The organism is Flavobacterium sp. MR2016-29 (genome assembly GCF_015350695.1).
GTDB lineage: Bacteria > Bacteroidota > Bacteroidia > Flavobacteriales > Flavobacteriaceae > Flavobacterium.
The window spans coordinates 400,840-427,815 of sequence record NZ_JADKPU010000003.1 but is presented as its reverse complement, the minus strand read 5'-3'; the positions used below and the strand labels follow the sequence as shown (position 1 = coordinate 427,815).

The 26,976-nt window shown below is 33.3% G+C and carries 25 protein-coding genes and 1 tRNA gene; 12 read left to right on the top strand and 14 right to left on the bottom strand.

The features are described from left to right. Positions 1-601 precede the first annotated feature (601 nt). The 4 genes from IR010_RS10775 to IR010_RS10760 all read left to right on the top strand — a co-directional run bounded on the left by IR010_RS10775 (position 602) and on the right by IR010_RS10760 (position 4,319). Positions 602-1,105, top strand: coding sequence for an endonuclease V (locus tag IR010_RS10775; protein WP_194603687.1), 504 nt, complete (start codon positions 602-604; stop codon positions 1,103-1,105). Between the two features lie 73 nt (positions 1,106-1,178). Then, entirely contained in the window at positions 1,179-1,601 is a 423-nt protein-coding gene (locus IR010_RS10770) for a VOC family protein (protein ID WP_194603684.1), read from the top strand. A gap of 89 nt (positions 1,602-1,690) precedes the next feature. After that, a complete protein-coding gene (locus tag IR010_RS10765; protein WP_194603682.1) occupies positions 1,691-3,145 on the top strand; it encodes an FAD-dependent oxidoreductase in 1,455 nt (484 codons plus the stop codon). A gap of 229 nt (positions 3,146-3,374) precedes the next feature. Then, complete coding sequence (locus tag IR010_RS10760; protein WP_194568858.1) at positions 3,375-4,319, top strand: GyrI-like domain-containing protein; 945 nt, start codon at positions 3,375-3,377, stop codon at positions 4,317-4,319. A 170-nt stretch (positions 4,320-4,489) separates the two neighbouring features. Here the strand turns inward: IR010_RS10760 and IR010_RS10755 are convergent. Both IR010_RS10755 and IR010_RS10750 read right to left on the bottom strand, forming a co-directional pair. Then, a tRNA-Val gene (locus tag IR010_RS10755) sits at positions 4,490-4,564 on the bottom strand. 182 nt (positions 4,565-4,746) lie between these two features. After that, positions 4,747-5,970 (bottom strand): bifunctional folylpolyglutamate synthase/dihydrofolate synthase, encoded by a 1,224-nt coding sequence (locus tag IR010_RS10750; protein WP_194603679.1) that lies wholly within the window; start codon positions 5,968-5,970, stop codon positions 4,747-4,749. Between the two features lie 131 nt (positions 5,971-6,101). Here IR010_RS10750 and IR010_RS10745 point away from each other — a divergent pair, with 131 nt between their 5' ends. Both IR010_RS10745 and IR010_RS10740 read left to right on the top strand, forming a co-directional pair. After that, positions 6,102-6,797: a MotA/TolQ/ExbB proton channel family protein gene (locus IR010_RS10745; protein WP_029271987.1), complete on the top strand. Its 696-nt coding sequence runs from the start codon at positions 6,102-6,104 to the stop codon at positions 6,795-6,797. A 3-nt stretch (positions 6,798-6,800) separates the two neighbouring features. After that, positions 6,801-7,196, top strand: a complete 396-nt coding sequence (locus IR010_RS10740) for an ExbD/TolR family protein (protein ID WP_029271988.1) — start codon at positions 6,801-6,803, stop codon at positions 7,194-7,196. Between the two features lie 399 nt (positions 7,197-7,595). Here the strand turns inward: IR010_RS10740 and IR010_RS10735 are convergent, their stop codons facing one another. The 3 genes from IR010_RS10735 to IR010_RS10725 all read right to left on the bottom strand — a co-directional run bounded on the left by IR010_RS10735 (position 7,596) and on the right by IR010_RS10725 (position 10,839). Continuing rightward, entirely contained in the window at positions 7,596-8,459 is an 864-nt protein-coding gene (locus tag IR010_RS10735) for an energy transducer TonB (protein WP_194603676.1), read from the bottom strand. Positions 8,460-8,893: 434 nt separating this feature from the next. Next, positions 8,894-10,120 carry a Glu/Leu/Phe/Val dehydrogenase dimerization domain-containing protein gene (locus tag IR010_RS10730; protein ID WP_194568852.1) on the bottom strand — a complete coding sequence of 409 codons (1,227 nt, stop codon included), beginning with the start codon at positions 10,118-10,120 and terminating at the stop codon, positions 8,894-8,896. 143 nt (positions 10,121-10,263) lie between these two features. After that, positions 10,264-10,839, bottom strand: coding sequence for a chalcone isomerase family protein (locus tag IR010_RS10725; RefSeq protein WP_029271991.1), 576 nt, complete (start codon positions 10,837-10,839; stop codon positions 10,264-10,266). A gap of 486 nt (positions 10,840-11,325) precedes the next feature. On the opposite strand from IR010_RS10725, the gene IR010_RS10720 reads away from it, so the two are divergent. The 5 genes from IR010_RS10720 (at position 11,326) to IR010_RS10700 (ending at position 15,720) form a co-directional block, all read left to right on the top strand. Further along, positions 11,326-12,468, top strand: coding sequence for an acyl-CoA dehydrogenase (locus tag IR010_RS10720; protein ID WP_029271992.1), 1,143 nt, complete (start codon positions 11,326-11,328; stop codon positions 12,466-12,468). Between the two features lie 143 nt (positions 12,469-12,611). Beyond that, positions 12,612-13,592 carry a M20/M25/M40 family metallo-hydrolase gene (locus IR010_RS10715; protein ID WP_194603674.1) on the top strand — a complete coding sequence of 327 codons (981 nt, stop codon included), beginning with the start codon at positions 12,612-12,614 and terminating at the stop codon, positions 13,590-13,592. Between the two features lie 35 nt (positions 13,593-13,627). Next, positions 13,628-14,305 (top strand): SDR family NAD(P)-dependent oxidoreductase, encoded by a 678-nt coding sequence (locus IR010_RS10710; RefSeq protein WP_194603671.1) that lies wholly within the window; start codon positions 13,628-13,630, stop codon positions 14,303-14,305. A gap of 76 nt (positions 14,306-14,381) precedes the next feature. After that, positions 14,382-14,984 carry a SprT-like domain-containing protein gene (locus tag IR010_RS10705; protein ID WP_194603668.1) on the top strand — a complete coding sequence of 201 codons (603 nt, stop codon included), beginning with the start codon at positions 14,382-14,384 and terminating at the stop codon, positions 14,982-14,984. 133 nt (positions 14,985-15,117) lie between these two features. Next, entirely contained in the window at positions 15,118-15,720 is a 603-nt protein-coding gene (locus IR010_RS10700) for a hypothetical protein (RefSeq protein ID WP_194603665.1), read from the top strand. Between the two features lie 73 nt (positions 15,721-15,793). Here the strand turns inward: IR010_RS10700 and IR010_RS10695 are convergent, their stop codons facing one another. The 6 genes from IR010_RS10695 to gcvP all read right to left on the bottom strand — a co-directional run bounded on the left by IR010_RS10695 (position 15,794) and on the right by gcvP (position 23,195). After that, positions 15,794-16,555: an ABC transporter ATP-binding protein gene (locus tag IR010_RS10695; protein WP_194568844.1), complete on the bottom strand. Its 762-nt coding sequence runs from the start codon at positions 16,553-16,555 to the stop codon at positions 15,794-15,796. Next, positions 16,552-17,301 (bottom strand): MlaE family ABC transporter permease, encoded by a 750-nt coding sequence (locus tag IR010_RS10690; protein WP_029271998.1) that lies wholly within the window; start codon positions 17,299-17,301, stop codon positions 16,552-16,554. Before IR010_RS10690 ends, IR010_RS10695 begins: the two co-directional genes overlap by 4 nt. Before the next feature lie 80 nt (positions 17,302-17,381). Then, positions 17,382-18,230, bottom strand: a complete 849-nt coding sequence (locus IR010_RS10685) for a glycosyltransferase (RefSeq protein ID WP_194603662.1) — start codon at positions 18,228-18,230, stop codon at positions 17,382-17,384. 84 nt (positions 18,231-18,314) lie between these two features. Further along, positions 18,315-18,836, bottom strand: coding sequence for a methyltransferase (locus IR010_RS10680; RefSeq protein ID WP_029272000.1), 522 nt, complete (start codon positions 18,834-18,836; stop codon positions 18,315-18,317). Between the two features lie 140 nt (positions 18,837-18,976). Next, the gene (locus tag IR010_RS10675; protein WP_194603659.1) at positions 18,977-20,035 is read right to left on the bottom strand and encodes a 3-oxoacyl-ACP synthase III family protein; all 1,059 of its coding nucleotides are present in this window, start codon (positions 20,033-20,035) and stop codon (positions 18,977-18,979) included. A gap of 310 nt (positions 20,036-20,345) precedes the next feature. After that, positions 20,346-23,195: an aminomethyl-transferring glycine dehydrogenase gene (gene gcvP, locus IR010_RS10670; protein WP_194603656.1), complete on the bottom strand. Its 2,850-nt coding sequence runs from the start codon at positions 23,193-23,195 to the stop codon at positions 20,346-20,348. A gap of 135 nt (positions 23,196-23,330) precedes the next feature. Here gcvP and IR010_RS10665 point away from each other — a divergent pair, with 135 nt between their 5' ends. After that, a complete protein-coding gene (locus tag IR010_RS10665; RefSeq protein ID WP_194603653.1) occupies positions 23,331-24,137 on the top strand; it encodes a hypothetical protein in 807 nt (268 codons plus the stop codon). A 417-nt stretch (positions 24,138-24,554) separates the two neighbouring features. Here IR010_RS10665 and IR010_RS10660 read toward each other — a convergent pair whose 3' ends face one another. From IR010_RS10660 to IR010_RS10650, 3 genes are all read right to left on the bottom strand, one after another. Then, positions 24,555-25,010, bottom strand: coding sequence for an SRPBCC family protein (locus tag IR010_RS10660; protein ID WP_194603650.1), 456 nt, complete (start codon positions 25,008-25,010; stop codon positions 24,555-24,557). Between the two features lie 158 nt (positions 25,011-25,168). Beyond that, entirely contained in the window at positions 25,169-26,074 is a 906-nt protein-coding gene (locus IR010_RS10655; protein WP_194568830.1) for a TIGR01777 family oxidoreductase, read from the bottom strand. 61 nt (positions 26,075-26,135) lie between these two features. Next, the gene (locus IR010_RS10650) at positions 26,136-26,954 is read right to left on the bottom strand and encodes a hypothetical protein (protein ID WP_194568828.1); all 819 of its coding nucleotides are present in this window, start codon (positions 26,952-26,954) and stop codon (positions 26,136-26,138) included. Positions 26,955-26,976 lie beyond the last annotated feature (22 nt).

The window sequence follows — 26,976 nt, the reverse complement described above, 5'->3', positions numbered from 1 at the left end:
CGTTTTGCACCATTTTCTAAAATAATATTTGAGAAATACTTTATCATTTACCATAAAAAATGAAGTTTTTGGAATTGAGCTTGTATTATCTAAAATAGTATTGAATCGAATAGCGGTTATATTGCCCATAAAAATGAATATGGAAAAACTGCTTTTCAGTTTGTTTGGTTGAGGGTTAAATTTTAATAATAGAAAGAAAATAAATTTATATTAGCAAAACCAAAATCAACCTAAAAGTAAACCTTGTACTAAATAGATTTAAAACTTGACTTAAAAATTGCCTTAAAATATTCATTATTTTCTTTTGTTGTATTTCATTATTGATCCCATTCATCTTCATTTTACTTTAGCAGATACGTACGATCCCAAACCTGGAACTGTTTTTATGTTTACTATTTGTATCGTTATTTTTTTATGGAGTAATTATTATGGGTTAATTAGAATATATAAAAAAATTGAAGAAGAAAACAGTTATTATTCTAAACTTGCACTCGGAACGGCGTTATTGCCTACTGTTTTTTATGGTAAAATAAGTTTTAATAAAAATAAGAACTGTCTCAAATCCAATTTAAAATTTTCAGTTATAATTTAAACTACTATTATGATATTAGCTTTTGATACGTATTATTTTGATGGGAAGGCAAAAACTGTCTGCCTTGAATTTATAGAATGGAACCAAAGTAAAAACTTTAAAATTCACACCGAAATAATCGATAATGTCGAAGAGTATATTCCGGGAGAATTCTATAAAAGAGAGTTGCCTTGTATTATCAGTTTGCTAAATCAATTCGATTTAAAGAATATCGAAGCTATTATTGTAGATGGTTTTGTGTATTTAGATGATGAAAAGAGATATGGATTGGGCGGACATTTATATGAGAAGTTAAACAAGGAAATTCCGATAATTGGGGTGGCTAAAACAAATTTTGCTTCAATTGAAAAAGATAAAAAAAGTTTGTTTAGAGGCGAAAGTGTAAAACCTTTGTATGTTACAGCAATTGGAATTGAATTAGAAAATGCTTTTCAGAAAATAGAAAGTATGGCGGGCGAATTTAGAATTCCAACGTTGCTGAAAGAAATGGATCGTTTGACGAAGGAAATATAATTAAGGATATAGTGATTTTAATCTCAAATAAAATTATTATTTATTATATTTATTCAACTAAAAAACTAAAATTATGGAAGAACCAAAAAATCAAACAAACAATTCAAATCCGCCTGTTGAGCCAAAAGTAACAGGAATTGGAGGTGTTTTCTTTTTTTCAGATAATTTACAAGAAACAAAAAACTGGTATGCTAAAAATTTAGGATTTGAAATTAGTGACTGGGGTTCGTCGAGTTTTGAATCAAGAAATATTGACAGACCCGAAGAAATAAATTCTCTTCAGTGGTGTCCTTTCAAAAAAGGAGATGAATATTTTTCTCCGTCTAAAAAAGATTTTATGATTAATTACCGAGTTCAAAATATGGAAGGACTTTTAATCAAACTCAAAGAAAACGGAGTAACCATATTAGACGACATTGCAACTTATGACTATGGAAAATTTGTTCATATTATGGATGCAGAAGGTAATAAAATTGAACTTTGGGAGCCTAAATAAAAAAGAATGATATTTTGTCTTAAATTGTTGCAACTTAATAACAGGTAAATTGTAATTAAGCCCAGCTCAGAATAAGTTAAAAAGAACAAGTGAAAAAAGTGCACAAGAAAGAAAACTGGACTATTTGTTTAGAATGTAATGGACGCGGAAAAAAAAGCAGAGGACTTAGCGATAAAACGCGACGTGAATATCAGAAAGCACTTGATCAATTTGAAAAAATAAAAGGTGGAGGTACAGCTCCAATTCGTCCTAAAGGTCATCAATATACTTGTTTAAACTGTAGCGGATCTGGACTAATTCATTCAGCAATTTCTCCCTTGGCGGACACAGAAAACTATCCAAATGTTGCCATTATTGGTGGTGGAATAGGAGGAGTGGCCTTGGCTGTGGCTTGTCTGCACCGTAAAATCCCGTTTACTCTTTATGAGCGCGATATTAATTTCGAAGCTCGTTCTCAAGGTTATGGGCTTACCTTACAGCAAGCAAGTAAAGCGATTGAGGGATTGGGTATTTTCTCGTTAGAAGAAGGAGTAGTTTCAACAAGGCATATAGTTCACACTATAGAAGGAAAAGTGATTGGTGAATGGGGAATTAGAAAGTGGCTGGAGTCTGATGGAAAAACTTCCCAGAAACGTACAAATATTCATATTGCACGACAATCTCTGCGATTAGCATTGCTTGAACAACTGGGCGGGCAGGATGCTTTAAAGTGGGGACATCAGTTATTGGATTTTAAAGAAAGTGAAGAAGGAAGTCTTGATCTGAATTTTCAGGTGGGCAATGAGATTAAAACCTTTAAAGCAGATCTTGTTGTTGGCGCGGACGGTATTCGAAGTTCGGTTCGAAGATTCATTATTGGTGAAGATATTACTCCTTTGCGTTATCTAGATTGTATTGTAATTTTAGGTATTTGTCCTTTGAGTGATTTTGAAAGTCTTAATAATTCGTTATTAGACTCTGCTACGGTATTTCAAACTGCAAATGGCAATGAGCGTATCTATATGATGCCTTATACTTCAGACTCCATAATGTGGCAACTTAGCTTTCCTATGAGAGAAGATGAGGCTAAAGAATTAAGCGCTAAAGGTTCTAACGCACTTAAAGAAGAAGCATGTCGCAGAACTCAGTGGCACGATCCTATTCCGCAAATTATAGAGGCAACTCAAGCAGCTCAAATTTCTGGTTATCCCGTTTATGATAGAGAATTACTTCGTTCAGAATTATTGCAGAAAGCTGGACAAGTAACTCTAATCGGAGATGCTGCTCATCCCATGAGTCCATTTAAGGGGCAAGGAGCAAATCAGGCATTGCTGGATGCACTCATGCTGGCTAGAGGAATCTTAAAAGGATGCAGACCTTCATCTCAATGGAGAAAAATTGGATTAAGAGAAAGTGTTTTAAATGAGTTTGAATCGGAAATGTTAGAAAGAAGTGCTGTAAAAGTGAAAGATTCTGCCGATGCAGCTGCGTTTTTGCATTCTGAAATCGTACTTCATGAAGGTGATGAGCCAAGAGGAAGGTGTTTAAAGAAAAAAGGATATTAAATATTTTTAAATAAAGCTCTATTATTTCTAATAGAGCTTTATTTATTTTCAGAAACTCTGGGTAATGTTTTATATAATTATCTAACGAAATTTAAAATGAGAGAAAATTTGCCAATGAAATTTATGAAACATTCTTGAAAAGTTACGAAACCAGATAAAATACTCCTTAAGAAATAAGGAGTTGTTGAGATTATTCTATATTGCAAAAAATATTGTATAAATCACAAGCATGACAAAAAAGGAAGAATCTATTAAAGAGTATTACTTTAGGATCAATAAAAGTATAGATTACATTAAAGAAAATCTTAACGAAGAGCTATCTTTAGAAAAACTGGCTTCTCTTTCTAATTTTTCAAAATTTCATTTTCATCGTATTTTTAAGTCGGTTACAGGAACTACAATTAATGATTTTATTAAAAATGCAAAAATAGAAAGATCTCTTTTTTTCCTAATGAACAATCCTTCAAAAACGATTAATGAAATTGCTTCTGATTCTGGATTTTTGAGCATTTCATCTTTTTCAAGAAGTTTTCGCGAAGCTAAAGATATAACACCAAGCGAATGGCGCAAGCTTTACAAAAATAGCAAGATTGGTATAATAGATAGCAATATCGGACAAATGCAGTCCAGAATTGAAGGTTACCTTGCGCTCAAATTAGATAATTTAAAAAAGAATCAAATGAGTGAAATAGTAAATCTTGATTTTAAAATCAAAAAACTTGAAGAATTTAATGTCGTTTACATTAGAAATCTAAATATTCACAATCATGATAGTGAAACATTTAGTAAGATGTTTGAACAGCTGTTTAGTTGGGCTACTCCAAGAAATTTAGTTAATTTTCCTGAAACCAAAGCATTGACTGTTTATCGAAGCAATCCAAATTTATCAGGAATGGTTCAAGCTGATGTTTGTTTGTCTGTACCAGATAAAATTGTTGGAGAAGGATTAATAGGCAACACCATAATAAGTGGCGGATTATATGCTGTTTTTCATAAAGAAGCGCCAATGTCTGAATGCTTTAAAACTTGGAATTACATTTATGATGTATGGTTTGAAGAAAATGGTTATCAGCCCGATAATCGAAATTTCTTTTTAAGTCATTTAAATGATCCTAAAACGCATCCTGAAAACCTTCATATAATAGATATTTATATACCTATAAAATTACTTTGATAATATATTTCATCAATAAAAAAAACAACTAAATTCCAATTTAATGAAATTATCATTTTTGATCTTATTTTCTTTGACAGCTAAAGGATTGCTGTTTAATTTTCGAATTAAATATTCTTAGAAAATTCAAAAGCAAAAAAAAACTCCTTAATTTTTTAAGGAGTTTTTTGTGGGCGATGAGGGGTTCGAACCCCCGACCCCCTCGGTGTAAACGAGGTGCTCTGAACCAGCTGAGCTAATCGCCCTATTTTTACTAGGTTGCTATCATTTTGTGATTGCGAGTGCAAATATACGCTAGTTTTCGAGTTCTGCAAAGAAAATCTTCGAAATATTTTAACTTTTTTTAAGAACTGATATATCTTGCTGGCATTGAATTTATTATAAAATCAATTTTTTGAACTTTTTTGTGCAAATGCACTTTTAGTTATTACAAAGGTAATTCTGCAACAACAAAAGTGCTTCCGCCAATGTAAATAAAATCATTTTCTTTGGCGTTTTTCTTCGCAGCAGAGAATGCACTTTCGACCGAATTGTATTTTTCTCCTGTCAAATCATATTTTTTTGCAGTTTCTTTTAGTATTTCGGTTTCTAAGCCTCTGGCAGAATTTGGCCTGCAAAAATAATATTGTGCTTTTTTAGGAAAGAGCGGTAAAATCGAATCCAAGTCTTTATCATTTACGACTCCTAGAACAATATGCAGATTTTCAAAAGTTTCTTTCTGAATCTGATTCATAACAACTGCCAGTCCATGTTTGTTGTGTGCAGTGTCACAAATAATCTTAGGGTTTTCACCAAGTTGTTGCCATCTTCCCTGCAAACCGGTATTTTTTACCACTTTTAACAAACCCGTTTTTAGATTTTTATCAGAGACTTTAAATTCAGTTTTTGCATTCAAAACTGCAATCGTTTGCTGCACTGTTTTTTTATTATGAAATTGATAATCTCCAATTAGATCTGATGGGTAAACTTCTGAAATTAAATCCGAAGCAAAATAGATAGGAGCTTTGTTTTCCTCGGCTTTAGCCAAAAAAACAGGCTGTGTTTCAGTTGTATATTCGCCAATAACAACTGGAACATTAGGTTTAATAATTCCGGCTTTTTCGCCTGCAATTGCTGTGGGCGTATTTCCTAAAAACTGCGTATGATCCAAATCGATGTTTGTAATAACAGAAACCAAAGGAGTAATAATATTGGTAGCATCTAATCTTCCCCCTAAACCTACTTCAATAATGGCGATGTCTACTTTTTCTGAAACAAAATAATCAAAAGCCAAACCCACAGACATTTCGAAGAAACTCATATCATTTGCTTCAAAAAAACTTTTGTGTTTTGCTACAAATTCAATAACAAAATCTTCTGAAATTTCTTCTCCGTTAATTTTAATTCGTTCTCTAAAATCTTTTAAATGTGGAGAAGTGTACAAGCCAACTTTATATCCTGATTCCTGCAAAACCGAAGCCAGCATATGCGAAGTAGAACCCTTTCCGTTTGTGCCCGCGACGTGTATGCATTTTAGCTTATTTTGCGGATTATCAAGATGTGCCGCCAATATTTTAATATTGGTTAAATCTTCTTTGTAAGCAGAGGCTCCTTGAAGCTGATACATTGGAAGTTGATTAAACATCCAATTTGTAGTTTCTTGATAGTTCATTTATTTTGGATAAAATAGTTGTAGATTGAAATAATTTCCGATTTTTTTAGTTTTATATTACAGCGAAAATTATCTTTATTGCAAATTTCAAATATTTTTTAGAATTAATTATTAAAAACCAGAATTAATATATGTTTAGTTTTATTCAATTACAAACAGACACCATCGCAAAGGCTGCATCTAACGTAGTTATCGAAAAAATTGCACCAAATACTGAAATCTCAGTTTTAGATTTTATCTTAAAGGGAGGTTTTTTTCTTATCCCAATCGCACTTTTGCTCTTTTATACTATTTATGTAATTTTTGAACGTTATTTATATATTAAAACTGCTTCGAAAATTGATCCTAGATTGATAAAAGATGTTGGAGATAAATTAAATTCTGGAAATATAGAATTGGCAAGAACAATTGTAGAAAGAAGTGATACTGCAGCTGGAAATATTTTGAAAGAAGGGGTTTTGGTAATTGGAAGACCAATTGCAGAAATTGAATCAAACATGGACCGCGCAGCTGATATTGAAATTGGCGAAATGGAAAGACGCTTAGGTCATCTCGGACTTATTGCAGGTATTGCACCAACTTTAGGTTTCATCGGAACTATTTCTGGGGTTATTAAGATTTTTTACAGCATTTCGGTTACCGAGAATATTAGTATCGGAAATATTTCGGGAGGTTTGTATGAAAAAATGATCAGTTCCGGTTCTGGACTTATTGTAGGTATTATTGCTTATAGTGCGTACCACTTATTAAACGGAAAAATAGATGATTTTGCTTTAAAAATTCAGAAACAAATATTAGAATTTGTTAATATAATTCAAAGATCTTAAGGTATGTCTATCAAGAGAAAAAGAAGGTTTCATGCCGAAGTAGCGACTTCATCGTTAAGTGATATTATGTTTTTCTTGCTGTTGTTTTTCCTTATTATTTCAACGCTTGCAAATCCTAATGTTATAAAAATGACTTTGCCGAAAGCGAAATCAAATGAAAAAACAAACAAACAGCTGATCAGTTTATCAGTTACCGAAGATAAAAAATTCTATATCGACAAAGAGCCAGTTGAGTTCGAAAATTTAGAAACTAGCTTGATGGCTAAAATAGGGGCAGACAAAGAACAAACCGTTGTAGTTCGAATTCCGTTTAATTTGCAAGTACAAGATTTAGTCGATGTACTGCAAATAGGAGTAAAGAACAACCTGAAATTTGTAATTGCCACGAGCCCGAAGTAAACGATCATTAGGGCGTGACCACAATAAAAAAATGGGCCAATCAGCATAACGTTGATTCGCCCATTTTTTTATTTCGGTCGGGCTATCCGCGCTACTTCGGTAGCCAGCTCCTATCCCTCACGCATATAACACGATCTTACTCAATCATTGCAAAACGAAGCAAATCTCACAACAAAAAGCAAACTATGCTTGAAATAGTAGGTAATCTTGCCATTTCGACCGAAGAGAGAAATCACACCAAAGACTCACAAACAAAAGTTAATCCTCTATTGCTTCTCTAGTGTGATTTCTCTCTTCGGTCGAAATGACAAACTAAACGAAATAAAATAAAAAAAAGGCTTTCTAATATATTTCAAAAAGCCTTTTTTTAATTTGTGAAAATCTGTGAAATTCGTGTTTTTAATCCAAACTAAAATTATAAATAATTTTCCCCACTTGTTTGGCAGCAGCATTTGCATCTGCCGACCATTTTGTATTTAATGCGGCAATTTTGGCTTGTTCTAATAAACAACTTGCAGTATTGGTTGTTCCTTTTACACCAGCAGTAGCGCTTATAGTTTTTCCGTTTTGGTCAACGGTTACTTCAACAACTACTTTTCCTTCTTCGTTGCAGGTATATTTTGGTGCAGGTTTAGATAATGCTTTTCTGTTTCCTAATAAATATCCTGATCCACCGCCAGAACTGCCACCGCTTCCGGCGCCGTAACCGCTTCCTGTACCAATGCCATTTCCGGTTCCGTTTCCTCCGCTTGTTCCACCACCAGAACCACCACTGCCGTAATAGCCATTTGATCCTAAACTTCCGTTCGCTTTTCCTTTATTTCCTGCCGCTTTATCATCTCCGTCTCCGCCTTTGTTAGATCCTTTTAAAATGCTCGATAAAGCGTCATTTGTAGAATTCGAAACTTTTGGTTTTTGAGGAACTGGTTTTGCTTCCGGTTTTACAACTGGAGTTGTTTTTTTAGGTTTTTCTTTTACAGGAATAATTACATCTTCTTCAGTAGGTGTCGAATTTTCTTGTGTAATTGTAGCTTCTTCTGGAGTTGCTTTTGCAGGAGCTTGCTTAGTTTCGTTTTTTATTTCTAAAACTTCACTTTTGTAATTGGCTCCAGAACCTAAGTCGCTGTCTCCAAAATTTACTGTTACACCGCCGCCACCGCCGCCACCGTCAGCAAGAGCAACATTGTTTTCTGGATTGTATGGTGGCCAAAAACGGATGAAAAACATTAATAAAATTAGTAAGCCACAAATAATGGTCGACATTATAAGAGATTTCTTTTTGTCAGAAAGCGAAGAATTTAATATAGGGGCAAAAAGCAATCCGAAAAAAAGAAGTATAAGACGACTATTGTTTTTTAATGGCGAACTCATTATTGTATAAATTTATTATATGATTTAAACGTTTAAAAGTAGTAAAAATTGTTTAGAATGAAAGAGAGAATTTAATCGCAAAGTTCGAAGGTTTAAACAAGTTACGCTAAATTATTTCTTGCAAAGTAGCAGAGCCACAAAATTTTTCTTTATAACGCGATTTGCAGTTCGAAAGGAACATATTATAATGCGGGACTTTAGTCCAACTTACTTGTAGCGATCTTAAAGCTATAGGAAATTTTACATAAACCTTTGTTAACTTTTAAGGTTAAATGAAAAAAGCGAGCTAAAAATTAGCCCGCTTAGAAATGAAAGTATAAAAAAAATTATACTAATTGTTTCAATGCAATTTCAAATGCAGTTGCACTGATATTTGTTTTTGATGGATTTAAAGCGTGAGCCTTAACAATCGCATTTTTTATAATTTCTGAAGTATCATTAAAAATAGCCTCATCTGTCATTTGAACTTTTTTCTCCATGAAATAAGCAAAAACTCTTGCCATTCCGCAGTTCGAAATAAAATCAGGAATCAAACTTACTTTATGATCTATTTCTTCCATAATTGGACCGAAGAAAATTGCAGCATCAGCAAAAGGAACATTCGCTCCGCATGAAATTACTTCTAATCCATTTGAAATTAAACTGTCAATTTGATTTTTAGTTACCAGTCTTGAAGCCGCGCAAGGTGTAAATATTTCAGCACCAATTGTCCAAATTTTAGAATTGATTTCCTCAAACGGAATCATATTATCGGCAACTAATTTGTTTCCGTCTTTGTTTAAAAACAAGGTTCTGATTTCTTCAAAAGAAAAACCTTCTTCCTTTATTAGTCCTCCGTCACGATCAATAATTCCGATTATTTTTGCACCCATTTCAGCTAAATAAAAAGCTGCTGCAGATCCTACATTTCCAAAACCTTGAACGATTGCTTTTTTACCTTTTATGTCGCCGCCATAAGTTGCATAAAAATGACGAACAGCTTCTGCAACGCCATAACCAGTAATCATGTCGGCAACAGTATATTTTCTGGTTACATCTGGTGAAAATTTTGGGTTTTCGATAACTTTAATTACACCTTGACGTAATTGACCAATTCTGTTGATTTTATCCGCTTCAGTTGGTTTAAAGTGTCCGTTGAAAACTCCTTCTTGCGGATGCCAAACACCACATTCTTCTGTCATCGGAATAACTTCATGAATTTCATCAACATTTAAATCACCGCCAGTTCCATAGTAACTTTTTAATAAAGGCGAAACGGCTTTGTACCAACGCTGTAAAACTCCTTTTTTACGAGGATCGTTTGGGTCAAAGTTAATTCCAGATTTAGCACCTCCAATAGCAGGACCAGAAACTGAAAATTTTACTTCCATTGTTTTTGCCAGAGATAAAACTTCGTTCATGTCTAAGCCTTTTCTCATTCGGGTTCCACCTCCTGCAGCTCCTCCGCGAAGTGAATTAATCACTGTCCATCCTTCAGCTTCAGTTTCAGAATCTTTCCAGTTAAAAACAATTTCAGGTTCTTTATTTTCAAATTGCTGTAATAAATCTTTCATTTTGTTGAGATATGTTTAGTTTGTGTAAAAGTATAAAATAGAATAATGCGAATAATGTATTTTGTATCAATTTTATTAAAGAAAAAAAGAAAGCCGAAAACTTTACGCTTTCGGCTTTGCTATATATGATTTATTTGAAGAAATTATATTCCTAATAAATGTTTTTTCAAAGTTTCATCAACTGGTTTGTCAGAAAGCCAGATTCCAAATAATGCTTGTTTGAAATCAAATCCAGGGATTTTTCCTTTTACAACATCATTTTTAATAACGTTTACAGTTTGGTCAAATGGATTATACCATAAAATAAATACATCTTTCTCTGTAATTACATCGCTTAGTAAATTTTTAAACTGCTCAATTCTTGGTCTTAATTGCTCAAGATTGCTTCCTGCAGATTTTTCAAAACCAGCATTCATTGCTTTCGTTAATTTGTTCGAAGAAACCATAGAAGAGGTAATTTCAATTCTAATAGCCATTTCAGTATCACTGTCAATAATAAATTTTGGATCTTGGCTTAATTGCGATAAATATAATGCCTGAACGTAAACTTCTAACCACATTTTAGATCTTCCGCCAGCACCATTAAGTTGCATTGTTTTATTTTGAACTTCAATTTTTCTTGGCACAGTTACACCGTTTACCTCTAGTTGTGCTTGTGCAGAAACTGTCGAAAATTGCAGACTAAAAAGGAATGTAAGTAATAGTAAAATCTTTTTCATATTCTATCGATATTATAATTTTTGAGCAAAAATAATGTTAATTTCTTAATTTTAAGTTGTTATTGGCGATGTTTTTTTCTTCGCTTTTGTGATTTTTTTTTATTGTATTCGTTTCATAATCAAATTAGTAGGAGTTATTTTACGTAGTTTTACGTGTTTTAAACTCTAATTCTCTTTTTTTATACCATAATTTACTAAAACTTTTTAGTAATTGCCCTTTTTATGCTTAGCTATATTCTTAAATTTTAAAGAAATCATTGCAGGATTGATGTCTGTTAGTCTAAATTTCAGAATTATAACGAAAACGTTATCGTAATCTTTGCTGATCTATTAATTTTATATGCATGCATTGTTAATTTAAGTTTTAAAAATTATCTTTGAAAGCCGTTTAAAAGAACAAAAACAATAAAAAAATATAAAACCATCTCTATTAACGAAGTTTTTTGGATTTTGGTTTTTAAGAAAACAATAAAACTAAACAAGACTATGGATTTCAATCTTACCGAAGAGCATTTAATGATTCAACAAGCCGCTAGAGATTTTGCTCAAAACGAATTGTTAGCAGGAGTTATTGAACGCGACGAAAAACAAATTTTTCCGACAGAGCAAGTAAAAAAAATGGGACAATTAGGATTCATGGGAATGATGGTTGATCCTAAATATGGAGGAAGTGGCCTAGATACCATTTCATACGTAATTGCAATGGAGGAAATTTCTAAAGTAGATGCTTCGGCTTCTGTAGTAATGTCAGTTAACAATTCGTTAGTTTGCTGGGGTTTGCAGGAATTTGGAACTGAAGAACAAAAACAAAAATATTTACCAGGCTTAGCTTCAGGTGAAATTCATGGAGCATTTTGTTTAAGCGAACCAGAAGCAGGAAGTGATGCCACTTCTCAAAAAACAACTGCGGTTGATATGGGGGACCATTATATTGTAAACGGAACTAAAAACTGGATTACAAATGGAAATACAGCTTCTGTTTATTTGGTAATTGCTCAAACACACCCGGAGAAAAAGCATAAAGGAATCAATGCTTTGATCATGACGAAAGACATGCCAGGTTTTTCTGTTGGCCCAAAAGAACAAAAAATGGGAATACGTGGTTCTGATACGCACTCTTTAATGTTTAGTGATGTAAAAGTTCCAAAAGAAAATAGAATTGGCGAGGATGGTTTCGGGTTTAAATTTGCCATGAAAACACTTGCTGGAGGCCGTATCGGAATCGCGTCTCAAGCATTAGGAATTGCATCTGGAGCTTATGAACTAGCTTTGAAATATTCTAAAGAACGAAAAGCTTTTGGAACAGAAATCTGCAATCACCAAGCCATTGCTTTTAAATTAGCAGATATGGCTGTTAATATCGAAGCAGCACGTCATTTGTGTATGAAAGCAGCTTGGGACAAAGACCAGCATAAAAATTATGATGTAAGCGGTGCAATGGCAAAATTATTTGCTTCGCAAGTAGCTATGGATACTGCTGTAGAAGCCGTTCAAATTCATGGTGGAAACGGTTATGTAAAAGAATATCACGTAGAACGTTTTATGCGCGATGCTAAAATTACTCAGATTTATGAAGGAACATCTGAAATTCAGAAAATTGTAATTTCAAGATCTGTTATTGCAGGATAATTCGATTTCAATTAATATCAAAAACCCTTTCAGCCATTTTAGGTGCGAAAGGGTTTTTTTATGGAATATTTTTTTTACTTTTCAGAAGTATTGCCTTAAATCAGTTACTTAATTCTTCAAAATATAAATTCAATCCTATTATTATGAAAAAACTTTACTTTCTTCTTTTGCCACTAATAGTAGTAAGCTGTAAATCAAACCCATCGGCAGTTACTGAAAAAACTTCGAGCTCAAGTTCGAAATCTGTAGAGATAGCTTATAAAGTAAAAGAATCTGAGGTTTCAGATTTCTTAAAATATCTTTCTTCAGATGAGCTGGAAGGACGCGAAACTGGCACAAAGGGAATTGAAAAAGCAGCTGTTTTTTTAGAAGATTTTTTTAAAAAGAACAATATAAAGCCTTATTTCTCCTCATATCGTGACACACTTACTAATTTTAAATCGCCTGCTTTTAATATCGTTGGAGTTTTAGAAGGAACTGATCCTGAATTGAAAAAAGAATTTGTGGTTTTAAGTGCGCATTACGATCATATTGGCGTAGAGAAAAATAAACAAGGAGATGTAATTAATAACGGAGCCAATGATGATGCTTCAGGACTAACGGCGGTTGCTCAAATGGCAAAATATTTTGCTGAAACAAAATCGAATAAACGCAGTATTGTTTTTGTGTTTTTTGCTGGAGAAGAAAAAGGTTTATTAGGATCTAAAAGTTTGGTTCAGAAATTGAAAAAGAAAGATTTCAATCTCTACACCCAGTTGAATATCGAAATGATCGGAGTGCCAATGAAACGCGATTATCTGGCTTATATTACAGGTTTTGACAAATCAAATATGGCCGAAAAGATAAATGAATATACAGGAAAAAAGACTATTGGTTTTTTACCGAAAGAAGCAGAATATAAATTGTTTTATAGATCAGATAATTATTCTTTTTTTGAAGCTTTCGGTAAGCCTTGCCAATCCTTAAGTACTTTTGATTTTGAGAATTTTGAATTTTATCATCATGTTTCAGATGAATTTAAAGTGATGGATATTGCACATATGACTTCTTTTATTCAAGAATTATTGCCTGCTGTAACTCAAATAAGTGTTTCGCCAACAGAAGAAATTACCATGAATAAATAAACCTTCTTTTTATTGGATTTGCTTATTTTTGCTTCATGAAAAATATTATTGTTACCGGAACGAGCAGAGGAATTGGTTACGAATTGGCATTGCAGTTTGCAAATGCAGGCCATCAGGTTTTAGCCATTTCTAGAAAAACACCTCAAACACTTTTAGAACATCAAAATGTAACTTGTCTTTCAGTTGATTTGGCGGATGAAACGGCTTTGCAGGAAGTAGACCGTTTTCTTTCTTCGACTTGGAAAAAAGTAGATGCAGTAGTTCATAACGCTGGAGCTTTGTTATTAAAACCTTTTGCAGAAACCACTCAAGCTGATTTTGAAAGTATTTATAAAGTGAATGTTTTTGCAGTAGCAAATCTTACCAGAATTTGTTTACCGTATTTAGAAATTGGCAGTCACGTTGTTACAATAAGTTCAATTGGAGGCGTGAGAGGAAGTCTTAAGTTTGCCGGATTAGCAGCGTACAGTTCTAGCAAAGGTGCTGTTATTACGTTGACTGAATTATTAGCTGAGGAATATAAAGAACGTGGTATCTCCTTTAATGTTCTAGCTTTGGGTTCTGTGCAGACTGAAATGTTACAAGAAGCTTTTCCAGGTTATCAGGCGCCAATTTCTGCTGAAGGAATGGCAACTTATATTTATGATTTTACACTTAATGGGAATAAATATTTTAACGGAAAGGTTTTGGAGGTTTCGTCGACAAATCCGTAGATTAAATTCCAAAAAATAAATTCCAAATTCCAATTTTAAACTTTTTACTTTTAACAAATAACATTTCACTTAAAAATTGAACGAAACTCTAGCAAGATATATACCCGAACATGCTGTAAAGCCTGTTTTTGAATTGATTGTTGCCAATCAGGTTCATCTTAAAATCGTAAATGAACGCCAAACGCGTCATGGGGATTATAGAAGAGGACCAAGTGGTAAACATGAAATTACGGTAAATGCGAGTTTAAATAAATACCGTTTTTTGATTACGCTGATTCATGAAATCTCCCATTTAGTAGCCTTTGAAAAGTTTGGACGGAATATAAAACCTCATGGGAGTGAATGGAAATATACATTTCAGAGAATGATGGTTCCTTTTATTCGCCCGGAGATTTTTCCCGGAAATATATTGCCTTTATTGGCGCGCCATTTTAAAAATCCTTCTGCCAGCAGTGATACAGACACAACTTTGTCTTTAGCATTAAAACAATATGACGCAGGCAATGATAAAAATTATGTTTTTGAAATTCCGTACGGAAGTGTTTTCAGAATCAAAAACGGTAAAATATTCAAGAAATTAGCCGTCAGGACAAAACGTTTTGAATGTATTGAAATAAGTTCAGGTAAAACATACCTCTTCAATCCAAATGCGGAAGTTGAGTTGATAAATATTCAATAAATAAATCCCAAATCCCAATTTATTAAAATGGAATTTGGGATTTTCTTTGTTTATAATTTACCTAAATATAACATGCGATTTGTCTTATATTTATAAAATACTAGGATCTTTATAAATAAGTTAATAAATGATTATGATAAAAAATCTACTTAGAATTTTGCTCGTTTTACTTTTTTCAAACTCTATACAGGCTCAAGAAGTTGAAGATTCCGCGGTAAAAGAAAAATCAAATCCAATTGTATATGCTGAAGCATTTGGAGGATTTGCTGTTGTTCATACTACTGGTGTTGCAGGCGGTGCAGAATTAAATTATCAAGCAGGAAAAAATCTTTTTAGTTTTAGATATACAAATGCAGTTGGTTACACAAAAAAAGAAGAAACCTATATTATTCCAGCATTTGACAAAACAGAAGATAACAATGAATTTGCTTTATTGTTTGGCAGAAGATGGTTAAAAGAAAGTCATTCTTATAGTATTTCGGCGGGAATAAATTATAATAGCTTCGAGCTTATAAAAAGAGATGAGGAAGGCAATCGATATTCTAGGAATAAATATTTTTACGGTGTTCCTTTTGAAGCAAATTATAAGTGGTTTTACTCAAAAAGAAGATCAAATTTAGTATTTAATACAATGATTCCAAGTGTCGGAATTAAGCTCTTTGGTTCAATAGCTAAAAATACTTTTGTTGGAGTAGGGATAACGTTGGGATTTGGACTTCATAAAGAATATAAATAGTGAATAAAAAAATCCAAATCCCAATTTTTATAGATTGGAATTTGGATTTTTTATTTGGAATTTGAAAAAGATTCTAACCTTTTAAATACGCTTCACGTACTTTTTTGAATAAGTTCGAAGAATAAACAAATTTCACAATGTCTTTATTGTCAGTTCTAAAGATTTCTTCTTTAGTTCCTTGCCAAGCTTTTATTCCTTTTTTTAAGAATACGATATTTTCGCCAATTTCCATTACCGAGTTCATATCGTGCGTATTAATTACGGTTGTGATATTGTATTCTTTAGTGATTTCCTGGATCAAATTATCAATCAAAGTCGAAGTATTTGGATCTAGACCAGAGTTTGGTTCATCACAAAATAAGTACTTTGGGTTGTTTACAATCGCACGGGCAATTGCAACACGTTTCTGCATACCTCCAGAAATCTCTGATGGCAATTTTTTATGTGCCTCAACTAGGTTAACTCTTTCTAAAACAAAATCAACACGTTCTTTAATTTTAGCCTTGTTGTCATTTGTAAACATTTTTAAAGGGAAAGCAACATTTTCTGCAACAGTCATTGAGTCAAACAAAGCACTTCCTTGAAAAACCATTCCGATTTCAGTTCTCAGTTCTCTTTTTTCATCCGGATTTAGTTCAGAATAAACTCTACCGTCAAATTCTATTGTTCCTGATTCAGGTGTATGAATTCCTAATAAACTTTTTAATAAAACAGTTTTTCCAGATCCACTTTGTCCAATAATCAAATTGGTTTTTCCAGTTTCAAAAACGGTCGAAACGCCTTTTAAAACCTTGCTGTCACCAAATGATTTTTCTACATTTTTTACTTCTATCATGATCCTAGTAACAATTGTGTTAGTATATAATTAAACAGAATGATCGAAACAGCTGTCCAAACAAACGCGACTGTACTTGCTTTACCAACTTCTAAAGCCCCGCCTTTCATATAATAACCGTGAAATGATGGTATTGTTGCCAATAACATTGCGAAAATTAAGGTTTTGATGAAAGCGTATACGATGTGAAACGGAATAAAATCCATTTGTGCACCATCTATAAAAGCGGCACTGGTTGTAAATCCTCCATAAACACCTGCAAGCCATCCTCCAAAAATCCCTAAAAACATACTGATTCCAATAACAAAAGGATACAATAGCAAAGCAATTATTTTAGGAAATACCAAATAGTTAAGTGAATTAACTCCCATAACTTCTAATGCATCTATTTGCTCTGTTACACGCATTGTACCAATACTAGAGGTAATAAAGGATCCCATTTTTCCGGCCATAATAACTGAAATAAAAGTAGGAGCAAACTCCAGAATTACAGATTGGCGCGTTGCAAAACCAATTAAATATTTTGGAATTAAAGGGTTTGTTAAATTTAAGGCTGTCTGAATAGCAACAACACCTCCAACGAAGAAAGAAATGAAGCAAACGATGCCAAGTGAGTCGATAATTAAATCGTCGATTTCTTTGAAAATTAAATTTCTCATAACAGGCCATTTCGTCTGTTTATTGAAAATTTCTTTCAGCATTAAAAAATATCTTCCGATTTGAGATAAATAACGAATAAGCATCATAGTTTTACAAATATTGGCTAAGGTAAAAAGAAGTTATGAGTTTTGGGTTATGAGTTCAAGTTTTTCGGTTGTTTAACCAATCAAATTAACTTTTGTTTCATTTTTTGAAAACGATAATTTCTAATAAATTTAGCTTGTTCAGGGGTAACTAATAAAGGAGTTTTGGCTTTTTTAGCTTTCCAAAATCCTCTAATATAATCAAAAAAGAGAAAAGGCTTTTTTTTCATTATTGCCAACTTTGCAGATGCAATTGCTGTAATCCAGAAACCGTATCCCAAAGTAAAAAAGGCTTCTCCTTGTTTATAACGTGCTGTTTTATTGTAGTTTGCGCCAGTTGGCTTTAGGTGTTTTACATGTAAAGAAGAATCTGTAACGATCTTCCAGTCGTAATATTTACAAAGCAATTCATCTACAGTGTCCCAGCCCATAGCCGGTTTTAAACCTCCAATCTGCTGAAAAGTTTCCTTTCTGTATGCTTTCAGTGCGCCGCGAATATGATCCTTATCGGTTAGATTTTCTAAAACCCATTCGCCGTTTTTATCAATATAACAAAATCCGCCCGCCATTCCAATTTTCGAATCAGATTCAAAATGTTTGATTATGGTTTCGAAATAATTGGGAGGAAAAATTAAATCTCCGTCTATTTTAACAATAATATCGTAATCAGAATCTAAAGTTTCAAAACCTTTTTGAAAAGCCTGAATTACTTTGCTTCCCGGCATATGAATCGCATCTGAAGTCTTGTTTACAACAGAAATAAACGGATTTTCTTTTGCAAATCCCAATACAATTTCTTCTGTTTTATCAGTAGAATTGTCATTTACAACTACAACTTTTGAAGGCAAAACAGTTTGCGAGACCAGAGATTGCAAAGTCAAGCCAATTAAATCTTGCTCGTTGTGCGCGGGAATGACGATGTAATATTTCATTTGAAAAATTTTAGATTTTAGATTTTAAATTTTAGATTGTTTTACATGATCTAAAATCTAAAATCTAAAATCATTAATCTAAAATTAAATTTTCTCAGCGTAAACAATATAGTATCTATTAGTAAAACTGCGTAAAAATGGTCTTAAACCAAATTTCTTTACTGGATTTGTCCACTTTTGCCTGTCGACGATTTTCCAGCCGGTTTTTTCTAAAAGCCAGTCTAACTGCCAATCTTCAAATTCATGGTAATGTCTGTCCCACATATCTGTTTTAGAACGATATGCCGGAGAAAACCATAAACGCATCGGAATTGAAATTAATAGTTTGTCTGATTTAATTTCGCTTAAAATTGTAAACGGATTTAATAAATGCTCGAAAATTTCGAATGCAGTTACAACATTTTGAGTGTCATTTTTGAAAACACTTTGGTCTAAATCTAAATCTTCGCCAGTTGTATTTTTTACTGAATATCCAGCTTCTTTCATGATTTTTGAAAACGGATTTTCAACTCCTAAATCAAGAATAGTTTCAGACGTTTTGATATGTTTTTGTAAAAATTCTAAAGTAAGTTTGAATCTTTTATTGGGAAACGTTTTTTCGTACATTTTATAGTTTTTAACGGCAAAGGCGCAAATATACTAAAAAGTCCGCATTTTAAGATGCGGACTTTTTTAAGTTTTTAGTTTACAGTCGCAGTTTACAGTTTGTCGAACTGATTGCTGCGACTGTAAACTGTGACTGATTACTAGTATCTATATACAAAAGCATTAACGTTCATTCCCGCTCCAACCGAAGCAAAAATTACAACATCGCCTTTGTTGATTTCATGATTTTCGATTTTACCCTGAATCAATAAATCGTACAAAGTTGGTACGGTTGCAACACTGCTGTTTCCTAAGTCATGAATGCTCATTGGCATAATATCTTTAGGTGCAGTTTTATCATATAATTTATAGAAACGATCAATAATTGCTTCGTCCATTTTTTCATTAGCTTGATGAATCAAGATTTTTTTCACTTCGTCAATACCAATACCGCTTTTGTCAAGACAGTTTTTCATGGCACATGGAACTTGGCTTAAAGCAAATTCGTAAATTTTTCGCCCGTACATTTTGATGTATTTAATATCTGGATCTAAATCTTGATTGTATGATTTTCCGAAGTATAAAAAGTTGGCTTCATCATTAGCAAAAGTAGCACTTTCGTAAGCTAATAAACCAGCTTCATCTTCTGAGGCTTCTAAGATAGAAGCTCCCGCACCATCAGAATAAATCATCGAATCACGGTCGTGATCGTCAACAACTCTTGACAACGTTTCTGCTCCAATTACTAAAACACGCTTTGCCATTCCAGACTTAATAAATGCGTTCGCTTGCAAAACGCCCTCAATCCAGCCCGGACACCCAAAAAGAATATCATAAGCTACACATTTTGGATTTTTAATTGCCAATTTGTTTTTAACACGAGTTGCCAAACTTGGCAAAATATCCGTTTGATGCGTTCCAGATTTTACATCGCCAAAGTTATGAGCGAAAATAATGTAGTCTAGAGTTTCAGCATCAATTCCTGCGTTTGCAATTGCTCTTTCAGCTGCAAAAAAGGCTAAATCAGATGCGTTATGTTGAGTTTCGGCATAACGGCGATTTTCAATTCCGGTAATACCTTTAAATTTTTTAATTACCACTTCGTTTGGGTAGCCAAAAGGAGTTCCGTCTTCATTTAAAAAAACATGCTTGTCAAAGTCAGTGTTGCTTACTTCTTTATTAGGAATATAACTTCCTATACCTATTATTTTTATTTTCATTATTCCTCGATTATCCGGTAAATTTATTGCTAAAGTATAAATAAAATCATGATAACTATCATAAAAAATACTATGCATGCATATAATTATCAAATAACAATTTTTTATTGAATTTATTGTTTATTTTTTAATGATTTTTTAATTTTTTCGAGATTTCAAACGTTTGAAATAAAGATGGAGTTTGAAAAAAAGTTTCAGGTTTCAAGTTTCAAGTTACCCAGAACCTGAAACCTTGAAACCTGAACAAAAAAACAAAACCCGACAAGTTATAAAAATTGTCGGGTTTTGATATTTATAAGAAACTATTTTTTTAGTTTTCCATGTAAGCTTCAATAGGAGCACAGCTGCAAACTAAATTTCTGTCACCGTATGCATCATCCACACGACGAACAGATGGCCAGAATTTATTTTCAGCAATATATTCTAATGGGTACGCTGCTTTTTCTCTAGTATAAGGGAAACTCCAAGTATCTGTAGTTAACATTGCCAATGTATGAGGTGCATTTTTCAATACGTTATTTTTATCATCAGCTGTTGCGGCTTCAATCTCTTTTCTGATTGAAATAAGAGCGTCACAAAAACGATCTAACTCTGCTAAATCTTCAGATTCAGTAGGTTCGATCATTAAAGTTCCTGCTACAGGGAAAGAAACCGTAGGAGCGTGGAAACCGTAATCCATTAAACGTTTCGCGATATCACCAACTTCAATTCCGTTTTCTTTAAATGAACGACAATCCAAAATCATTTCGTGAGCCGCTCTTCCACATTCTCCAGTATAAAGAATTGGGTAATGACCTTCAAAACGAGCTTTCATATAGTTAGCATTCAAAATCGCATGCTCTGTAGCACTTTTTAATCCTTCAGCACCCATCATTGTTATGTAACCGTAAGAAATTAAACAAACTAAAGCAGATCCGTAAGGTGCAGATGAAATAGCTGTAATAGCTTGATCACCGCCTACTTTTAAGATAGGATTTGTTGGTAAAAATGGAACCAGTTTTTCGTTTACACAAATTGGTCCAACTCCAGGTCCACCGCCACCGTGAGGAATAGCGAATGTTTTGTGTAAGTTTAAGTGACAAACGTCAGCGCCAATTGTAGCAGGATTTGTTAATCCAACTTGAGCATTCATATTAGCACCATCCATATATACTAATCCGCCATTGTCGTGGATTAATTTTGTGATTTCAATAATTGAAGATTCGAAAACTCCATGAGTAGAAGGATACGTTACCATTAAACAAGATAAATCATCTTTATGCTCAATTGCTTTTTCTCTTAAATCTTCTACATCAATATTTCCTTCTGGAGTCGTTTTAGTCACAATGATTTTCATTCCGGCCATTGCTGCAGAAGCAGGATTGGTTCCGTGCGCAGATGATGGAATTAAACATACATTACGGTGACCTTCGTTTCTTGATAAATGGTAAGCACGAATCGCCATTAAACCTGCATATTCTCCTTGAGCTCCAGAGTTAGGCTGTAAAGTTGTTCCAGCAAATCCAGTAATTACATTTAATTGCTCTTCTAATTTTTTAAGCATCGTAATATAACCTTCAGCTTGCTCAACTGGTGCAAACGGGTGAATGCTGTTCCAATTTGGCATTGATAAAGGCAACATTTCAGAAGCTGCGTTTAATTTCATCGTACAAGAACCTAATGAAATCATCGAATGATTCAATGATAAATCTTTACGTTCTAATTTTTTGATGTAACGCATGATCTGACTTTCTGAATGATGATTGTTGAAAACATCATGCGTTAAGAAAGAAGATGTTCTTTCTAATGAAGCAGGTAATTGACTTGCAGTCGCTAATTCAGAAACTGTAAAAGCTTCTTTTACTAAAGCTTCAGCAAAAATGGCAATAATTTGGTTAATGTCTGCAATTGAAGTCGTTTCGTTTAATGAAATCGAAATAGTATCAGCATCAACATAAAAGAAGTTTACTTCGTTTTTCTCCGCAACAACTTTTACTTTTTGAGCATCAGCTTTTACCAAAATAGTATCAAAGAAAGCTGTGTTCGTTTGGAAAACGCCTAATTTATTTAAAGCTTCAGCAGTAGTAACCGCCGATGCGTGAACTTTGTTTGCAATATATTGTAATCCTTTTGGTCCGTGGTAAACCGCATACATTCCAGCCATAACCGCTAATAAAACCTGAGCGGTACATATATTTGAAGTTGCTTTTTCACGTTTAATGTGCTGCTCACGAGTTCCTAAAGCCATACGTAAAGCACGGTTCCCGTTTACATCAATAGAAACTCCAATGATACGGCCTGGCATAGATCTTTTGTACTCATCTTTCGTTGCAAAAAAAGCAGCGTGAGGACCACCGTAACCCATTGGGACACCAAAACGCTGTGAAGTTCCAACAACTACTGCAGCTCCCATTTCTCCCGGAGAAGTTAAAGCGGCCAATGATAAAATATCAGCAGCAAAAGCTACTTTAATTTCGTTTTCTTTTGCTTTAGCAACAAAAGCGCTGTAATCGTTTACCTGACCATATTTTCCCGGGTATTGTAAAATAGCTCCAAAATACTCATTTGAAAAATCAAAAGTTTCGTGGTTTCCAACTACTAATTCAATTCCAATTGGAGTTGAGCGTGTTTGCAGTACTGATAAAGTCTGTGGTAAAATTTCTTCAGAAACGAAGAATTTATTGGTATTATTTTTCTTTTGATCACGGGTACGAACATCAAATAACAAAGCCATCGCTTCTGCAGCAGCAGTACCTTCATCTAATAAAGATGCATTGGCAATTTCCATTCCAGTTAACTCAATAACAGTAGTTTGGAAATTTAAAATTGCTTCTAAACGACCTTGAGCAATTTCTGCCTGATAAGGTGTGTAAGCAGTGTACCATCCTGGATTTTCGAAGATATTTCTCTGAATTGGAGCAGGAACAATAGTTGGATGATAACCCAAACCAATGTACGATTTGAATACTTTATTTTTCTTTCCTAATTCCTGAATATGATTTGCGAATTCGTATTCCGTCATCGCTGGCTCTAAATTTAAAGGTGCTTTTAAACGAATGTCATCTGGAAGGGTTTCGTAAACAAGTTGTTCGATCGATTCAACTCCAATTGTCTGTAACATGTGTTGAAGATCTGTTTCTCTTGGACCAATGTGTCTTAAAGCAAAAGCATCTGTTTTCATATAGTTGTAATAGTGTTGTTTTTTTGTCGCGCAAAATTAAGTATTATTAATAATTTAACGGCCATTTTTAACTTCAATTTTTATGAAATTTACAACTAAAGAGTTGATTTGTTAATAATTGATTAGATTTGAGTAATGAAACTTTTAAAGCAGATATTAGATTTTTACCTGAATAGCAGTATTCATGTGGCTTTATCGTGTTACGCGTTGGTGCGTATTACTTTTTATTTCTTTCATCTTCAATATGATGAGTCAATGGCGTTGTTTGTTTTTTTCGGAACAATTGTGGGGTATAATTTTGTTAAATATGATGCTTTGGTTCGATTAAAGAAAAAACCAATCGGAAATCAGTTAAAAATTATTGCTGCTTTGAGTTTTATTTCGCTGCTTTTAGTCGGCTATTATTTTTTTCATTTAAAACGGATTACTCAAATCGTTTCGGTTGGAATTTTTGCGATAACCGCACTTTATACTCTGCCATTTTTTCCAAATCGAAAAAATGCCAGAAATTGGGCTGGAGTAAAAATTTATATTGTAGCACTTTGCTGGGTAGGAGCAACTTTGGTGTTGCCTTATATAAATGCCGAAATTCCGTTTACAGCTAACTTTTTTATCAAATGTATTCAACGTTTTGTGTTGGTTTTTGTACTGATTCTGGTTTTTGAAATTTTAGATTTAGCCAATGACGATCCGCATTTAAAAACCGTTCCGCAGACAATAGGCGTAAAGCGAACTAAGATTTTAGGATTTTCACTTTTAGTTCCGTTTTGGGTTTTAGGAATCTTAACTTTTACGCTTCACGATCTTATTATCAATCTAATAATGGTTGTCACTTTAATGTTGTTTATTCTGTTCGCCAATACAAACCGCTCCAAATATTACACTTCCTTTTGGGTCGAAAGTGTACCCATTTTTTGGTGGCTTATGATTGCTTTTTTATAAATAATGGTATTTGCGTCTTTAATTTGGGCGTGCCCCTCCGGGTCGGGCTATCCGCTCCAAGTCCTCGCACTTCCTTCGTCAGGCTGTGGGCTATCCGCTTCTATCCCTCACGCAAACCGAAAAACAAGAAAATTCAATTCCAAAAGAAAACAATTAAAACCATTGAATAAGTTTAACTTTTGAATTGCCTCCAGCTTTAGCTGTAGGTTAAAGTGTCTCTAAATCTGGCTTTAGCCCAATGAAAAGTTTGGCTAAAGCCAGCAGTATTCAACCTTATTTCTCCTCCAGCTAAAGCTGGAGGCAAGTCACTAGATTCAAAAATCTGCTAAATCTGCCAAATCTACGTGAAAAATAACCCTTGCTAATGTTTTAAATCCAACTAATCCATTTTATTTTTGCTCAGCAAAAGCTTTATTTTTAATTCTGTTTTTCAGAGCTTTGTTTCAGAATTTTATTTCTTTCTAAAAGAAAATTCGTTAAGTGCTTTTTCAGAAATAAAACATCAAATAATTTCCCGAAAATGCCAAACGGAGTTTCATATTGCATTTTATCTTTCATGATCGTAATTCCATTTTCTTCTTCAAAAAAATGTTCATGTTTGAAAGATTTGAATTTGCCTTGCTCCATTTCATCCACAAAATAATCATAAAAATTCATTGCAGTAATTCTGCTTTTATGAGTCAAGTAAAATCCGAAATGTTTGCCACGCCACGTTACCGTTTCATTTAAATTGATCAAACCAGAAGTCACGCCGGCAATTGCTTTTTCGTTTGTAGGACTAGCAGATTGTTGATGAATATCGATATTTCTTGAGGCATCAAAAACGATTTGTTTGGGTGCGTTTATTTTGGTAATTAAGTTTATAGTTGTCATATTGATTAATTTTGTTTTATGGCAATCTTGTCATTTCGATCCCGAGGCTTCGGGAGAGAAATCACAAGAGTAATTCCTCAAAGAGAATCGCCAATCTTTGTCGAGTTCCTAGTGTGATTTCTCTCCCGAAGCCTCGGGATCGAAATGACAAATAGTGCTTAAATTAAATCTTTAAAAGCTTCATCAACATCTCCAAACTTAAACTGAAACCCATTTTCCAAAAGTCGTTTCGGAATCACATTTCTACTTTTCAAAACCAATTCAGTTTCCGTTCGAATAAAGAAAGAGCCAATTTCCAGAAAAAATTTACTCGTCGGAATTCCGAAAGGAAAACCAACTGCTTTTCTAAGTCTCTGCATAAAATCAGCATTTCTAATTGGCTTTGGTGAAACGATATTGATGATTCCGCCAAGTTCTTTTTCCATAATAAAATCAATTGCATTGGCAAAATCATCTTCATGAATCCAGCTTATAAATTGATTTCCTTTTCCCTGTTTTCCTCCAAAACCAATTTTTGCCAAAGTCTTTAACGGAATAAAAGCACCGCCATCTTTCCCTAAAACAATTGAAGTTCGCAAAGCCGTTTTTACGGTTTTTGGAGTTTCGATTTTAAAGAAAGCTTTTTCCCAAGAAAGTGCCACATTTATAGAAAAATCATTTCCAATTTCGCCGTCAATTTCATCCATTTGTTTGTCTAATGAAAAACGATAAATAGTTGCCGTTGATGAATTCAGCCAATGTTTCGGCGGATTTTGGCAATTTAAAATAGCTTTGTTTAAAATTTTGGTACTTTCAATTCGAGATAAAAGAATCTCTTTTTTATTTTCTTTAGTATAACGACAATCAACAGATTTTCCGGCAAGATTTATTAAAACCGTTGCGTTCTCCAATTCCTTTTCCCAGCCCGAAAAAGTTCTGGCATTCCAGTTTACATATTTAATTCCGTCAATTATCTGCGATTTTCCACGGGTCAGAATTACAATTTCTTCAAATTTATTTTTGAAATGATGGATTAAAACTTGTCCTAAAAATCCAGTTCCGGCGGCAATGATAAGTTTACTCATTTTGATAGTTTTTCAGGTTAAACCTAACAGGTTTTAAAAACCTGTTAGGTTTCTGTAGAAATTAATTTAAAATAAAAAGCAAAGCAAGAATTCGATATAAAATCCAGGTGTAAGATAAATAAAAGGGAAGTTTTAAAACTTTTACCCTTCTAAAATGTTCTGCACACATAATGAAAACCGTAATTCCAACCCAGCCTAAAATAAACATTTCTGGAAGATTAATAAACTGATTCAGAATCAAAATCGGAACTAAAATCAAAGATCCCATTAAAGAAACGGTCATTAAATTTCCTGCATAATTGATTATGGTTTTTTTATCGAATTTTAAAAGAAACAGACTTTGAAAAACAATTTGTCCAAAAGCCAAAATAATTTCTCTCGTAATATTTGATTTTGGTAAAATCAGAATCAGATTAGAATATCCAAATAAAACCAAACTCGTAATAGTTAAAGCAAATCCAATAAAAAGGAATCTGTATTTGTAATTGAAATCAGGCGTGCATTCTAATTTGTTTTCTTCTTTTACAGTTCCCGGAATGATTACTTTTCGGTTATAAGAAACAAAAGAATACATTTTTTTCAAGATAAAATGAATCGGTTTTAGAGTTGCGATTTTTTCAATTATTGGAAAAGAAAATCCAATCACTTTTATCAAACTGTCAACTCCGTACGTGACAGTTTTTGTTTTATTATTAATCAACGCAATTTCATTTGGCGCTCGTTTTAAGTCTACAAAACTTTGTTCTTCATCAGAAAGTTGACAATAAGATTTTCTTCCGTTTTCGTCAAGCATGCCGCTTTTTACAAAGCCGGTTGTGTATAAACTGCAAAGCGGACAATCTTCGTCATAAAGTAAGGTTTGGTTTTCGAGCGTTTTCATGATTTTTGGTTTTTAAGGTTAA